At 62.5% G+C, this 13252-nt stretch carries 13 protein-coding genes; 3 read left to right on the top strand and 10 right to left on the bottom strand.

What is annotated here, in order from left to right:
• Nucleotides 1-9 precede the first annotated feature (9 nt).
• Nucleotides 10-1248, top strand: a complete 1239-nt coding sequence (locus OOZ51_RS00835; protein ID WP_265976990.1) for a DNA recombination protein RmuC — start codon at nucleotides 10-12, stop codon at nucleotides 1246-1248.
• 16 nt (nucleotides 1249-1264) lie between these two features.
• Here OOZ51_RS00835 and OOZ51_RS00830 read toward each other — a convergent pair whose 3' ends face one another.
• Both OOZ51_RS00830 and OOZ51_RS00825 read right to left on the bottom strand, forming a co-directional pair.
• A complete protein-coding gene (locus tag OOZ51_RS00830; protein WP_265976989.1) occupies nucleotides 1265-2350 on the bottom strand; it encodes a 4-hydroxy-3-methylbut-2-enyl diphosphate reductase in 1086 nt (361 codons plus the stop codon).
• Nucleotides 2347-3225 carry a hypothetical protein gene (locus OOZ51_RS00825; protein WP_265976987.1) on the bottom strand — a complete coding sequence of 293 codons (879 nt, stop codon included), beginning with the start codon at nucleotides 3223-3225 and terminating at the stop codon, nucleotides 2347-2349. Before OOZ51_RS00825 ends, OOZ51_RS00830 begins: the two co-directional genes overlap by 4 nt.
• Before the next feature lie 261 nt (nucleotides 3226-3486).
• Between OOZ51_RS00825 and xseA the strand changes: the two genes are divergently transcribed.
• Both xseA and OOZ51_RS00815 read left to right on the top strand, forming a co-directional pair.
• Nucleotides 3487-4788 (top strand): exodeoxyribonuclease VII large subunit, encoded by a 1302-nt coding sequence (gene xseA, locus OOZ51_RS00820; protein WP_265977295.1) that lies wholly within the window; start codon nucleotides 3487-3489, stop codon nucleotides 4786-4788.
• A gap of 3 nt (nucleotides 4789-4791) precedes the next feature.
• Nucleotides 4792-5049 (top strand): exodeoxyribonuclease VII small subunit, encoded by a 258-nt coding sequence (locus tag OOZ51_RS00815; RefSeq protein ID WP_265976986.1) that lies wholly within the window; start codon nucleotides 4792-4794, stop codon nucleotides 5047-5049.
• Here the strand turns inward: OOZ51_RS00815 and OOZ51_RS00810 are convergent.
• The 8 genes from OOZ51_RS00810 to OOZ51_RS00775 all read right to left on the bottom strand — a co-directional run bounded on the left by OOZ51_RS00810 (nucleotide 5046) and on the right by OOZ51_RS00775 (nucleotide 13227).
• Nucleotides 5046-5900 (bottom strand): polyphosphate kinase 2 family protein, encoded by an 855-nt coding sequence (locus OOZ51_RS00810; RefSeq protein ID WP_265976985.1) that lies wholly within the window; start codon nucleotides 5898-5900, stop codon nucleotides 5046-5048. The two genes, OOZ51_RS00815 and OOZ51_RS00810, sit on opposite strands and share 4 nt — an antisense overlap.
• Before the next feature lie 51 nt (nucleotides 5901-5951).
• Entirely contained in the window at nucleotides 5952-7172 is a 1221-nt protein-coding gene (locus tag OOZ51_RS00805; RefSeq protein ID WP_265976984.1) for a pyridoxal phosphate-dependent aminotransferase, read from the bottom strand.
• A 170-nt stretch (nucleotides 7173-7342) separates the two neighbouring features.
• Entirely contained in the window at nucleotides 7343-8287 is a 945-nt protein-coding gene (locus tag OOZ51_RS00800) for an ABC transporter substrate-binding protein (protein WP_265976983.1), read from the bottom strand.
• The gene (locus OOZ51_RS00795) at nucleotides 8284-9030 is read right to left on the bottom strand and encodes an ABC transporter permease (protein ID WP_265976982.1); all 747 of its coding nucleotides are present in this window, start codon (nucleotides 9028-9030) and stop codon (nucleotides 8284-8286) included. Before OOZ51_RS00795 ends, OOZ51_RS00800 begins: the two co-directional genes overlap by 4 nt.
• Nucleotides 9027-9737 (bottom strand): ABC transporter permease, encoded by a 711-nt coding sequence (locus OOZ51_RS00790; protein ID WP_265976981.1) that lies wholly within the window; start codon nucleotides 9735-9737, stop codon nucleotides 9027-9029. The genes OOZ51_RS00795 and OOZ51_RS00790 overlap by 4 nt, the downstream gene beginning before the upstream one ends.
• Nucleotides 9737-10822, bottom strand: a complete 1086-nt coding sequence (locus OOZ51_RS00785; RefSeq protein WP_323054645.1) for an ABC transporter ATP-binding protein — start codon at nucleotides 10820-10822, stop codon at nucleotides 9737-9739. Before OOZ51_RS00785 ends, OOZ51_RS00790 begins: the two co-directional genes overlap by 1 nt.
• Nucleotides 10823-10958: 136 nt before the next feature.
• Nucleotides 10959-11417 (bottom strand): NUDIX hydrolase, encoded by a 459-nt coding sequence (locus OOZ51_RS00780; RefSeq protein WP_265976979.1) that lies wholly within the window; start codon nucleotides 11415-11417, stop codon nucleotides 10959-10961.
• Nucleotides 11418-11427: 10 nt separating this feature from the next.
• Nucleotides 11428-13227 (bottom strand): glycoside hydrolase family 35 protein, encoded by a 1800-nt coding sequence (locus OOZ51_RS00775; RefSeq protein ID WP_265976978.1) that lies wholly within the window; start codon nucleotides 13225-13227, stop codon nucleotides 11428-11430.
• Between the last annotated feature and the right edge of the window lie 25 nt (nucleotides 13228-13252).

Below are 13252 nucleotides of genomic sequence, written 5' to 3'. Positions count from 1 at the left end.
GTTGGTGACATGGATGGTTTTGCAGTGATACTCGCGTTGTTGATGCTTCTTCTCGGTGCCGCCGCCGGCATAGTCGCAGGGTTCGTCCTGTTTCGGCGCCGGAACGTCGCCCTTGAAGAAGATTTCGACGCCGTCTCGGAGCGGCTTGCCACGGTGAACGCCCAGTTTGCAGCCGCCGACGCCGAACGGCGCCTTCTGTCGTCGCAGAACCGCGAACTGAACGAGTCCAGGAACCAGGACGGCAGTGTGTTGCGTGCCCTTGCCCCCGTTGCCGAGAAACTGACGGCCGTCCAGCAACAGGTCTCGCTTCTGGAAAGGGATCGTTTGGAGCAGTACGGCCAGCTTGCCCAGCAGCTCCAGGAAGCCCGCTTGTCCGATGAGCAGCTCCTGCGCTCCACCCACGCTCTGGCCTCCGCCCTGCGGTCCAACAGTGCAAGGGGGCAGTGGGGTGAAGTCCAACTGCGCCGGGTGGTGGAAGCCGCGGGCATGCTGCGGCACGTCGATTTCCACGAACAGGTGCATTCCGCTTCCGTGGACAACGCCGTCCGGCCTGACCTGGTTGTCCAGCTGCCCGGGGGGAAGCAGTTGGTGGTTGATGCCAAAGTTCCGCTGGCGTCCTACTTAGCCGCCCAAGAACAGGGCAACACGGGACTCTCGGCAGGTAATTGGTCGCAGACGGACGGCCATGGCATGCAGTCGGGAGGAACTAGCACAGAGGCCTTGCTGCTGGCTCATGCGAAGGCACTCAAGTCCCACGTGGATGCCCTGGGGTCCAAAAAGTATTGGGACATCCCCGGCAATTCGCCCGAGCTCGTGATCTGCTTCCTGCCGGCAGAGTCGATCCTTGCCGCGGCTCTGGAAGCGGACCCGGCGCTTTTGGACCACGCCCTCTCCCGGAACGTGGTCCTGGCATCGCCGGGTACCTTGCTGGCCGTTCTCAAGTCCGTTGCCTTCACTTGGCGCCAAGACGTTTTGACGGACAACGCCAGGGAACTCTTCGAGCTCGCCCGGCAGCTGTACGAACGCATGGGCACTCTTGGCGACAACGTTGGCAAGTTGGGTTTGTCGTTGAAGACCTCGGTGGATCGCTACAACGCACTCGTAGGCACACTCGAGGCCCGCGTCCTGCCCACGGCGCGCAAACTCAATGCCATGGACACCGACGGCCTGGTGTCACCGGCATCTGTCGAAGCAGTGCCGCGGACCCTGGCTGCGCCCGAACTAATCGAAGGAGAATCCGCGGCCTGAAACCGCCGGGTACCGCCTACGACGTTGGGCGGTTCCCGCGTCCGCCCAGGGCGCGCGTAACGTCTCCGGCCTCTTTGAGGGTGGCGCGCAGTTCCTTCGGCAGGGAGAACAGCAAGTCTTCTTCCGCTGTCACCACTTCTTCAACAGCACCATAGCCATAGTCAGCCAGCAAGCGGAGGACGTCCTGGACCAGGACTTCGGGAACGGAAGCGCCCGAGGTCAAGCCAATTGTGGCAACGCCCTCGAACCAACTTTCGTCAACCTCGTTCGCGAAATCGACCCGGTAGGAGGCCTTGGCGCCATACTCAAGCGCCACTTCGACAAGCCGCACGGAGTTGGAAGAATTCGCCGATCCCACCACTATCACCAAGTCCGCCTGCGGGGCAATCTTCTTGATGGCCACTTGGCGGTTGGTGGTGGCATAGCAAATGTCATCGCTGGGCGGATCTTGCAGCGTGGGGAACCGTTCCTTGAGCATCCGGACCGTCTCCATGGTCTCGTCCACGCTCAGGGTGGTCTGTGAAAGCCAGATGGTCTTCTCCGGATTGCGCACGGTCACCTTGTCCACTTCGTGCGGTCCGTTGATGATCTGGATGTGGTCCGGAGCTTCGCCGGCCGTGCCTTCCACTTCCTCGTGACCGTCATGGCCGATGAGGAGAATGTCGTAGTCTTCCTTGGCGAAGCGGACGGCTTCGCGGTGCACCTTCGTGACAAGGGGACACGTGGCATCGATGGTGCGCAGGCCACGGTCTTCGGCCGACTGCACTACGGCCGGGGACACTCCATGTGCGGAGAAGATCACCAGGGCGCCTTCGGGCACTTCATCCGTCTCGTCGACGAAGATGGCACCCTTGTCTTCCAGCGATGTGACGACGTGTACGTTATGGACAATTTGCTTGCGTACGTATACGGGCGGACCATAGTGTTCCAGTGCCTTCTCCACCGCAATGACTGCGCGGTCGACTCCGGCGCAATACCCACGGGGAGCCGCGAGCAGGACTCGTTTGGGGCTGGCTACCGGGGCGGCGGCCAGCACCTCTTCCGGCGTCCGACGCCTACGCGGGACAGTGGGCATCGGAATCGAAACTGCTGAGCTGGTCATCCCTCCATGCTACCGGCAGCGTTTGCCCGCACGCTCGGCCTGGCTTTGGGTGCCAGGATCACTACGAGCAGGCCGAGAAGTGAAAGGACTCCCCCGGCAATCCCGGCGACGACGATCCAGCCACTGAAGTTGTCGACGGATGCGGTCACCAACTCCTGAGCGAACTGTCCGCCCGTGGCGGTGCCGCCCAGTCCTGCATCACCTGCGCCTTTCAAGACTGTGGCGGCCACTTGCCACAGTCCTGCGAGTGCGGCAAGGCCCAGTCCGGCGAACAAGACAACCGCTCCCCTGCGCCTGGCAGCCAACAGAGCCAAGGCCAACAACAGAATGGCGCCCAAGGCGGGGATCCACCACATCGGCGCGTACGCGGAGATTGTGTCTACCTGCTGGCGTTGGCCCGGACCTCCGATGCTGATCTGGATCGAGTCCGGGGGCGTTATGGGGAGGCCGGTTGTCGCGCGCAGGCGGTCTGCCGCGAGCTTGGCGAGGGGCCCGACGTCGAGCACCAGGGACGTCAGCGCACCTGAGTTCGCTGAACCGGCACTGCCGGCAAAATTCAGCTGGTGGCTGCGGCGGACGGTTTCATTCCAGGCTTGGGGGTATTCCGGCCAGGTGGACATGGACGAGGCAGCGTTCTTAAGGAGCGAGGCACCAAGTTGTTCCACCGACGCCGGTAGGTTGACTTTGGATTCAAGGCTTCCGACGGCGGTGGCCGCCAGGCGGGCCTGGAACGCCTGGTCCTTGCCGAGCGAAGCAGTGAGCCCCACGAACCCTTCTTCCCGGACGATGTTGGCGTCCGTCCAGGCCATGGGGACGGCGATTCCTGTGAGCAGAAAGGCAAAGATCACTGCGGTTGCAGAGACGAACGTGCGCAATGGATTCCTCAGGTTTGGAGTACAGCATGCCCGGTCGGGGCGACGACCAGTAAATGTCGGTCATGCGTGCTACAAGGTATGGATAGAGTTGGAAGCCTGCCACCAACTTTTTAGGTAGCAGACTTTTCAGTGGCACTGATAGCAGCGGTGCCGCCGGCAGCCCTTAGCAACGTACCAGCGAGGACGGAACCATGCACCAGCCACCAACAGGAGGCTACCCGCGTGTCCTATGATGCCGTACCCGGCGGCACCCCGCAGCCGTTGCCAACTGCTGAGTCTCCCGACGCAGAGTCAACACTGCCGGCCACGGCGTCGGAGACCACACCGGACAATCCTTGGCCGCTGCAACTGCTGTCCCGCAAGCTCAAAACGCACATAGAGCGGGCCCCGGCGGCGTGGATCGAAGGCCAAGTCATCGAACTCAACCGCCGCGGTGGCAGCGCTTTCGTGACGTTGCGGGACACCGACGCTGAAATCTCTTTGCCCGCATCGCTGTGGTCCAACGTTCTGGACCGCCAGAAGATGCCATTGGAGCGTGGCTCACGCGTCGTCGCCCTGGTGAAACCCGAATTCTGGCTTAAGACCGGCCGGCTCAACATGTCGATCAAGGACATCCGCCCTGTTGGCCTCGGCGATCTCCTTGCGAGGATCGAGCGCCTGCGCCAGGCCCTTGGCACCGAAGGGTTGTTTTCAGAGTCGAGGAAGAAGCGGCTGCCCCTGCTTCCCCACCGGATCGGGCTGATCACAGGCCGCGATTCGGATGCCAAGAAAGACGTGCTGCGCAACGCCGCCCTTCGCTGGCCAGCCGTGGAATTCGCCATCCGCGAGGTCGCTGTCCAAGGGGTCACCGCGGTCACCCAGATCCTGGCTGCCCTCAGGGAACTCGACGCCGATCCCCACGTCGATGTGATCGTGATCGCCCGCGGCGGCGGAGCGTTGGAGGATCTGCTTCCCTTCAGCAACGAGGAACTCGTACGGGCTGTATCCGCCGCGGCTACTCCCGTGGTCAGCGCAATTGGCCATGAGGCCGACCACCCTATCTTGGACGACGTCGCGGATCTGCGGGCGTCCACGCCCACCGACGCGGCGAAGAGGATCGTGCCGGACGTCGCCGAGGAATTGGCGAGGGTCCGGCAGGCCCGCGAGCAACTGCACCGTAGCGTGGCCCGCTTGGTGGACCGCGAAACGGATCGCCTCCACGCGTTGAGGTCACGCCCCGTGCTTGCGTCCCCTGAGGGAATGGTCACGGCCAGGGCAGAGGACGTCGAGCGACTCCGGAAACACGCGCACACGGCCGTTAGCTCCGCCGTCGTCCGCGCACTCGACCAGATGCACCACCTCCGCGCTCAGGTAAGGGCATTGTCCCCGCAAAAAACACTGGACCGCGGCTACGCGGTTGTCCAAGTGACGGGAGCGGACGGCATCGGTCACGATGTTGTCCGGAGCCCGGACCAAGCCCCGGACGGAACCGAGCTGACCCTGCGGTTGGCGGAAGGTCGCCTCTCAGCCGTGTCTTCCGGAGCTTCCGGACACCCAAGCAAGCAACAGCAGAACGAGGATTAGGAAATGACAGCAGACAACTCCTCCCCAGAGGCCAAAGCTTCGGCGGAGAACCTGGACGCCCTCAGTTACGAGGAAGCCCGCGAGCAACTCATGGGCGTTGTTGGCCGCCTTGAAGCCGGCGGTGCAAGCCTTGAGGAATCACTCGCCCTCTGGGAACGCGGCGAGGCTTTGGCGAAGCGCTGCGAAGAGTGGCTGGAGGGTGCCCGCAGGAGGCTGGCCGCGGCCCGAAGCAACGGCGAGGACGGCCCGACGGCCAGCTAGGATTGGACGGCCAGAGCCCGCTCGGCCGGCACGTCAAAGTCGGCTTTCGGCCAGCCCAGATCCAGCTTCCCGAGGGCCTCGAGTAGAAGCTCCTGGACAGCGATCCTCGCAAACCACTTCTTGTTCGCCGGAACCACATACCAGGGCGCCACCTCGGTTGACGTCTTTTCGAAGACAAGTTGATAGGCCTCCATGTAGGAATCCCAAAAGGCGCGTTCCTTGAGATCGCCCGTGCTGTACTTCCAGTGCTTGGACGGGTCATCCAATCGTGCCAGCAGGCGCGCTTTTTGTTCATCGCGGCTGATGTTGAGCATGACCTTGACGATCGCCGTACCCTGTTCGGCGAGGCGTGCCTCGAACTCGTTGATGGCCGCATAGCGCCGTTCCAGTTCAGCTTCATTGGCCCAACCGTGCACTCGGTGTATCAGCACGTCCTCGTAGTGGGATCGGTCAAAAACCCCGACGAATCCGGCGTCGGGCAGGGCCCTCTCGATCCGCCAGAGGAAATCGTGGGCTTTCTCTTCGTCAGTCGGCGCCTTGAACGGAGCAACCTTGACACCTTGGGGATCCATCGATCCGACGACGTGCTCAACAATCCCGCCTTTGCCCGCGGTGTCCATGGCTTGCAGGATCAACAGCACCCGTTTGGAGCTGCCAAATTTTCCCTCGGCAAAGAGCATCTCTTGCAGGACGTCCAAACGACCGTCCTGCGCCGCCAGCAAAGCGACGCCGTCAGACTTCTTTCCCTTGTAGCCGGGCGTCGATTCGGGGTCTACTGCGTCCAGCGAGAACCCCGGTCCGGCCCTCAAGACGGCGGATACCTGCTTGGTGAACTCCTTGGTCCCGGCCATTTCGACGTCCCCTCTGGTCCGGCCGCATTTCGTCGCGGCTTGCACAACAGGCTAGTTGCCTTGGTACCGTCCGAGGAAGTCCGCCATGCGCCCAATCGCTTCTTCAATGTCCTTGACGTTTGGCAGGGTCACCATGCGGAAATGGTCCGGACGCACCCAGTTGAAGGCCCGGCCGTGTGAGACGAGGATCTTTTGTTCCTTGAGCAGGTCGAGAACGAATTTCTCGTCGTCACGAATGTGATAGACCTCGGGATCAAGCTTCGGGAACAGGTAGAGGGCACCCCTGGCCTGCTGCGTGCTGACTCCGGGGATCGCGTTGAGCAGATCGTAGGCTTTGTTCCGCTGCTCGAGGAGTCTGCCGCCGGGGAGGATCAAGTCATTGATGCTCTGGTGGCCGCCCAGGGCGGTCTGGATGGCATGCTGTGCCGGCACGTTGGCGCACAAACGCATGTTGGCCAGGAGGTTGATGCCCTCGAGGTAGTCGGCGGCATCCTTCTTGGGACCGGAGATGGCCATCCAGCCGGCACGGTAGCCACACACCCGGTATGCCTTGGACAGTCCGCTGAACGTCAGGCACAGGACGTCGTCGCCGGTGAGCCCGGCAAGATTCACGTGGACAGCGTCTTCGTAAAGGATTTTCTCGTAGATCTCATCCGCGAACACCACCAGGCCATGCTTTTCAGCCAAGGCCACGATCTTCTTGAGGGTCTTCTCCGGGTACACGGCGCCAGTGGGGTTGTTCGGGTTGATGACCACGATGCCCTTGGTTTGAGGCGTGATCTTGGATTCCATGTCCTCAAGGTCGGGCTGCCAGCCCGATTCTTCGTCGCACAGATAGTGGACAGGGCGGCCGCCGGCAAGTGCCACCGAGGCGGTCCAAAGCGGGTAATCCGGCGTGGGGATGAGGATCTCGTCTCCCACGTCCAACAAAGCCATGAGCGACATGGTGATCAGCTCGCTGACGCCGTTGCCAAGGTAGATGTCGTCAACATGGATGTTTTGGATGCCGCGGGTCTGGTAGTACTGAGAGACGGCGGTGCGGGCCGAGAAAATACCGCGCGAATCGCTGTATCCCTGGGCATGGGGCAAGTGGCGGATCATGTCCACCAAAATCGCGTCCGGCGCTTCAAATCCGAACGGTGCCGGGTTTCCGATATTCAGTTTGAGGATGCGGTGACCCTCTGCCTCCATCTGCTGGGCGGCCTGAAGAATCGGTCCACGGATGTCGTAAAGGACATTATGAAGCTTGGTGGACTGCTTGAATTCTGCCATTCACCAAATATGCCATACCGAGGATGTACTTCACTTGAGACATCACTCACATCCGCGACGACGGCGGCGAGGCCCCCAAAGGGTTCCTCGCCGCCGTCGTCCTTGGCAGGGGCCTCCGCCGCCGAGGGTTCCCTGGACGAGCGGAGCGAGGCGAGGGAGGCGGTGGGGACTTACTTCACGATCCCCTTGTCCTTGAGCCATGCGGCTGCGGCGTCCTTGGGGTTCTGCTTCTGGTTGCCGCTGACTGCGCGGTTGAGGTTGATGAGATCGTCCGTGCTCAGGATCTTGGACACTGCGTTGAGGGCGTCCTTCGCCTTGTCCGTCATCTTGGCCTTGTTGTACAGCGGGAGCACCTGCTGGGCCTTGAAGTTGTTCTTGGGATCATCCAACACCACCAGTGCGTTGTCCTGGATGGACGGAGTGGTGGTGTAGATGTCCGCAACCTGAACGTCGTTGGACAGCAGAGCCTGCAACGTCAGGTTGCCGCCGCCATCGCTGAACGGCTTCAGGGCCTTGAGCACGCAGTTGTAGTTGGCTTTGAGACCCGGGAAACCGTAGGCACGGGTCTCAAAAGTTGCCGGCGCCGCCATGGTGAGATCCTTGCAGACCTTGGCGAGGTCGTCGATGGACTTGAGCTGGTACTTCTCTGCCGTGGCTTTGGTTACCACCATGGCGTCCTTGTCCTCGGCCTTGGCAGCGTCCAGCACTCCCAATCCCTGCGGAAGCTTTCCGGGCAGCGCCTTGAAGACATCATCTGCCGAGACCTGGGTAGCGTTCGCATCCAGGTAGGACAGCAGGTTGCCGGAATAATCCGGGGCAAGATCGATCGAACCGTCCTGGACAGCCTTGAAGTAGATCTCGCGCGATCCGATATTGGGTTTGGTAGTGGCGGTAACGCCCGCGGCGTTCAGTGCTCCGGCGTAGATTTCGGCAATGACCTGGCTCTCCGGAAAATCGGCCGAACCCACGGTCAGCGATCCCCCGGCCCCGGAGGGAGCGTTGGTGGATGGCGTGGACAGCGGGCTGCCGCCACATGCGCTAAGGGCAAGCGCAACGCCGACTCCGGCCGCTAGGCCTCCGAGCCCGCGGCGGGTCAGGGTGACGGGGTGCTTCATGCGGTACCTCCTTGAACGGCAGCTCCTGCGGGTGCAGCGGCTGCGAGATCTCCGGCGGCCTTGTGGCCGCCGTTGGAATCGATGGAAAGTCCGGGCGGAAGCAGAATCCTCTGCGCCAGCGCCAGAATGAGGTCGACGGCGATTGCCAACGCCGCGATGAGCAGTGACCCGCCCAGCATGCGGGGGAAGTCCTGGAGGACCAATCCGTCAAAAAGATAACGCCCCAGGCCGCCCAAAGGAAGGTAGGCCACGACGGAAACCGTCGCGATGACCTGCAGGACCGCAGTGCGGATGCCACCAAACATGACTTGCAGGCCGTTGGGCAGCTCCACACGGAACAATATCTGGAGTTCGGTCATGCCCATGGCCCGGGCCCCGTCCACCACAGTCGGATCCACGCTGGAAATCCCGGCGTACGTCCCCGCCAAGAGGGGTGGCACCGTCAAGATCACCAATGCCCAGACGGGCGGCATGAGTCCGCTTCCGGCCAACAGTGCAAACAAGACGAGCAGGCCGAGGGTGGGGAGGGCCCGCAAGGCACCGGCGAAGGCTACGGCGACGACGCGTCCATGTCCGGTGTGGCCGATGAAGAGGCCAACCGGTACGGCGATGGCCGCGGCAATCACCAGGACCAACGCGGAATACTGCAGGTGTTCCAGGAGCCTGGTGGCGATTCCACTGCTTCCCGACCAGTGAACCGGATCCGTAAGCCACGCGAGCGTGTCAAGGAAGCTGTTGCTCATCGGGCCGCCTCCGCGTGGATCCGCGTTTCCGCGGTGGCCAGCCCTGCCTTGGTTTCTTGTTTGGCGGTTACGGCACCGGCCCGCGTCCAGGGGGTCAGCATCTTCTCCAGCAGCACCAGGAACGTGTCCATGATGAGGGCAAGCAGGAGAATGGCGATGATGCCGACCACTACCTCAGTGACGAACGTGCGCTGAAGGCCGTCGGTAAACAGCATTCCCAGATTTCCGACCCCCAAGAGCGCGGCCACGCTGACCAGGGAGATATTGCTGACGGAGACCACCCGCAGGCCCGCGAAGAGCACCGGCAAGGAAAGGGGCAGGTCGATCTGCAGGAACCGCGCGGTCGGTTTGAAGCCCATGGAAACTGCCGCCATGCGGAGGTCATCGTCCACGGAATCGAAGGCGTCCATGGCCGCCCTTACCAACAAGGCAACGGCATAGATGGTGAGGGCAACCACCACGTTGAGCGGATCAAGGATCCGGGTGTTCAGGATCGACGGCAGAATGATGAAAAGCGCCAGGGAAGGAATGGTGTATAGCAGGGAACTTCCGGTGGTGACCACAGTCCTGAGGGTTCGGTTCCTCCGAGCCAACTGGCCCAGCGGCACGGCAATGAGCAGGCCGAGCACCATGGGAATCAAAGCCAGGATAAGGTGCTCACCGGCCCGCTCGAAGACCATCCCACTGTTCGCCAGGAACCATTCCATCAGGAGACGTCCTCCCGATTGTGCCGGGTTTCTTCGATCAGCGCCAGGACTTCCTCGGCTTTGAGGACACCGGCGAGCCTGCCGTCGTCGTCGACTACTACGCCCAAGCCCGACGGTGAGGACAAGGCGGCATCCAGCGCCCGGCGGAGCGTGTCGCCGCGCCGGAACAAGGAACCTCCGGGTATCAGCCCGGCACCGTCACGTGGCGAGGCCCATCCCATGGGCCGGGAGTCGCCGTCGAGCACCAATGCCCATTCGCTGCTGCCCGCGGCAAGCTGCGGCGCTTCCACGGTCTTGACCAGATGCACCGGCACGGCATCGGCGGCATTGAAGGCCAAGTGCCGGAATCCCCTGTCGCGGCCAACAAAAGAGGCCACGAAATCGTTGGCGGGAGCGCGGAGGATCTCTTCCGGCGCCGCATATTGCGCCAGTTTGCCCCCGACGGCGAAGACGGCCACCTTGTCGCCCAGGACGGTGGCCTCGTCAATGTCGTGGGTGACGAAGACGATGGTCTTGGCCAGTTCGCGCTGAAGCCGAAGGAGTTCCTGTTGGAGTTCGTCACGAACTACGGGGTCCACCGCGCTGAACGGCTCATCCATGAGCAATACCGGCGGGTCCGCCGCGAGCGCGCGTGCCACCCCGACGCGCTGCTGCTGGCCGCCGGACAGTTGGGACGGGTACCGCTTGCCGAGTACGGAGGCCAGCCCGACGACGTCGAGCAATTCTTCAGCGCGTTTGCGGGCCGCCGCTTTGGAAACCCCATTGAGCCTTGGAACAGTGGCGATATTGTCCAGCACTGAACGGTGGGGCATGAGCCCCGAGGATTGCATGACGTAGCCCATGGAGCGGCGCAATTGGGCGGCCGGTTCGTTCGAAACATCCTTGCCGGCCACGGTGATGGTGCCCGACGTGGGCTCCACCATACGGTTGATCATCCGGAGGGAGGTGGTCTTCCCGCAGCCCGAAGGCCCGACGAACACGGTGATGGCACCTTGGTCGATGGACATGCTCAATCCGTCAACAGCGGGTTGCCCGCCCTGATACCGCTTGGTGACGCTCTGGAACTCAATCATGGCTTCAGCCATTCCCGGGCTTACCTAACTATTGGGCTGCAATATCAACGATGGAAATGAATCAACAGTGAACTGATGCTTCTACAGCCTAACCAGCACCACCGACGATGTCAGCGCAGGCGCGAAGACCGTAATGAATCGGCAATGCTCAGGACGTCGGGAGTTTTCCGTTGAGGGGCCGTTCACTGTGCAAACGGAGGCCGATATCCACCAGGGAAACACGGTTTAGTCCGGGCACCTTGTCCAATGGAACCCACGCAGCATGGGTGGTGCTGCCGTCTATCTCGTGGGTTAGTTCGCCACCGGTGATGTTGGCCTCGTAGACCAGGCGGATTGCTTGGAAATCACGGTCCGATCCGTCCAGGCGCTCCTCGCCCGGCCAGTGGCCGACGTCGATGCCGAGCATCGCACCGATCGCGGCGTCGTACCCGGTTTCCTCCTGGATCTCGCGGCGGCAACCATCCACCGGATGCTCCCCCAAGTCCAAGCCTCCGCCGGGAAGGGTCCAGCCTTCTTTGCCGTCTTGCTTCCAATAGGCGAGAAGGATTGCTCCGTCACGGATGACAACTCCATATGCGGCCGGGCGGGTGTCGAACTGGATGCTCATGGAGCCCAGCCTAAGCGGGCAACAACGCTGCCGCGATCTCCGAGTTGCCGGTTGCGCCAAGATCGGCGCTTTCACGAAGTTCCACCACGGTGCCGGGCTTTTCAAGTTCAAGCACTTTGATGGTGTTGCTGCCTGGACGGATGAGCGGCGCCGGAACGTAAAGCGTCTGCTGGGGCCCAATGCCCCAGTACCTGCCAAGGAGGAATCCGTTGATCCAGACAAAGCCCTTGCCGGAGTCCGGCAGGGCGAGATACGTGTCCGCTGCTTCCCCCGCCACGAACTCTGCCCCGGCGAGTTGCCCAATCTCCTTGGCGCCCCATTCGGCGAGCCGCACAGGCGTCTGCGTCCAATGGAAGGTGTACCGCTGGTTGACCAGTACGCCGCCGAGGATTCCTTTGCCGTGCCCGGTGAGGGGCCCGTAGTTGATCCGGCCGAGGTTCTCCACGAGGATCTCCAGCTTGACCGATGCCCCGGTCCCGGTGACCTTCAAGCCTTCCGCCCCAGTGACGTCGTCGAGGACTCCGGCGAATGCGCCATCCACCCAGATGTAGGCACGGTCGTTCAATCCGGTGATTCGAAGTGCCGATTCCGTCGGGGTTCCGGGCTTTCCCGGAAGCACCGCGTCGGCCGAATACAGCATCATGCCGGCGTCGAGCCCCAATTGTTCAAAGCTCAGCGGCCGGACACTCGGCACAGGGGCGCCTGCTGCCCTGGCAAGCCCCAAAAGTTCCGCGCCGGGCGCCAGCGGCAAAGTCTGCGCGGGGAGGACCGCCGGTTCGGCGAGCAGCTCTTGCGGAAGTTCAGGGAGTTCCTGGATCCCTTGCGCCCGGAGGAACTCCCGCCGGAGTGCATGGAACTTAGGGGTGAGGGCTCCGTTCTCCGCGATGGGAGCGTCCGAATCGTAGCTCGTAGTGGTGGGCTGGATGCGGGAGCCATCGTGGTTGCAGCCGGAACCTAGCCCGAAATTGGTGCCTCCGTGGGCCATGTAAATGCAGACTGAGCCGTCCAGGTCAAGCATTTTCCGGACCTCCGCCGCGGCTTCAGCGGCATCCCGCACGTGATGGTGTTCGCCCCAGTGATCGAACCAGCCGCCCCAGAACTCGACGTTGAAGAACGGCTCGCCTGGACGGCGGCGTTCCCACGTGGCCACCGCTTCGTCGCCGCGGCTGCCAAGGGTCGCCGTCGCCCACGTCCCGTCAATGGCGCCGCCGTCGAGGTAGTAGTCCGTGCCGCCGTCGGCAGTGAACAGCATTTCAGTAATTCCGCGCTCTTCAAGTGCACGGCGATTCCAACGGATGTAATCGTGATCATCGCCATAGCTGCCGTATTCGTTCTCGATCTGCACGGCCACCACTGGCCCTCCGACTGATGCTTGGCGGCTGGCGATGATGGGAAGCACGTGGTCGAACCATTGCTCGACGGGGTCCGTGAACAGAGGGTCGAGGCAACGCAGTCCGATTCCAGGGGTGCCCGTGAGCCACGCAGGGAAGCCGCCGTTGTCCCACTCTGCACAAATGTAGGGGCCTGGGCGGACAATCACATTAAGCCCTTCCTCTGCCGCGAGATCAATGAACCGGCCGAGGTCCCGCCACCCACTGAAATCCGGTGCAATATCGGGACTAGGCTGGTGGAAGTTCCAAGCCACATAGGTGTCCACTGTGTTGGCACCCATGGCTTTGAGCTTGCGCAGCCGGTCCTGCCAGTGGTCCGGGTGTACACGGAAGTAATGGATGGCTCCGGCAAGGATGCGGTGGCGTTCCCCGGAACGGTAGAGGACGGCGTCGTGGTAGCTCAAAACGGCATTGTTCACGCGAAACAGAATAGTACATTTAGCA

Source organism: Arthrobacter rhizophilus (genome assembly GCF_026241105.1).
Lineage (GTDB): Bacteria > Actinomycetota > Actinomycetes > Actinomycetales > Micrococcaceae > Arthrobacter.
This window is presented reverse-complemented; position numbering and strand designations above follow the sequence as displayed.

Bases quoted from the DNA above. Each gene is read 5' to 3' on its own strand.
- OOZ51_RS00835 (WP_265976990.1), top strand. From the start codon at position 10: ATGGATGGTTTTGCAGTGATACTCGCGTTGTTGATGCTTCTTCTCGGT.
- OOZ51_RS00830 (WP_265976989.1), bottom strand. From the start codon at position 2,350: ATGACCAGCTCAGCAGTTTCGATTCCGATGCCCACTGTCCCGCGTAGG.
- OOZ51_RS00815 (WP_265976986.1), top strand. From the start codon at position 4,792: ATGACAGCAGACAACTCCTCCCCAGAGGCCAAAGCTTCGGCGGAGAAC.
- OOZ51_RS00810 (WP_265976985.1), bottom strand. From the start codon at position 5,900: ATGGCCGGGACCAAGGAGTTCACCAAGCAGGTATCCGCCGTCTTGAGG.
- OOZ51_RS00805 (WP_265976984.1), bottom strand. From the start codon at position 7,172: ATGGCAGAATTCAAGCAGTCCACCAAGCTTCATAATGTCCTTTACGAC.
- OOZ51_RS00800 (WP_265976983.1), bottom strand. From the start codon at position 8,287: ATGAAGCACCCCGTCACCCTGACCCGCCGCGGGCTCGGAGGCCTAGCG.
- OOZ51_RS00795 (WP_265976982.1), bottom strand. From the start codon at position 9,030: ATGAGCAACAGCTTCCTTGACACGCTCGCGTGGCTTACGGATCCGGTT.
- OOZ51_RS00790 (WP_265976981.1), bottom strand. From the start codon at position 9,737: ATGGAATGGTTCCTGGCGAACAGTGGGATGGTCTTCGAGCGGGCCGGT.
- OOZ51_RS00785 (WP_323054645.1), bottom strand. From the start codon at position 10,822: ATGGCTGAAGCCATGATTGAGTTCCAGAGCGTCACCAAGCGGTATCAG.
- OOZ51_RS00780 (WP_265976979.1), bottom strand. From the start codon at position 11,417: ATGAGCATCCAGTTCGACACCCGCCCGGCCGCATATGGAGTTGTCATC.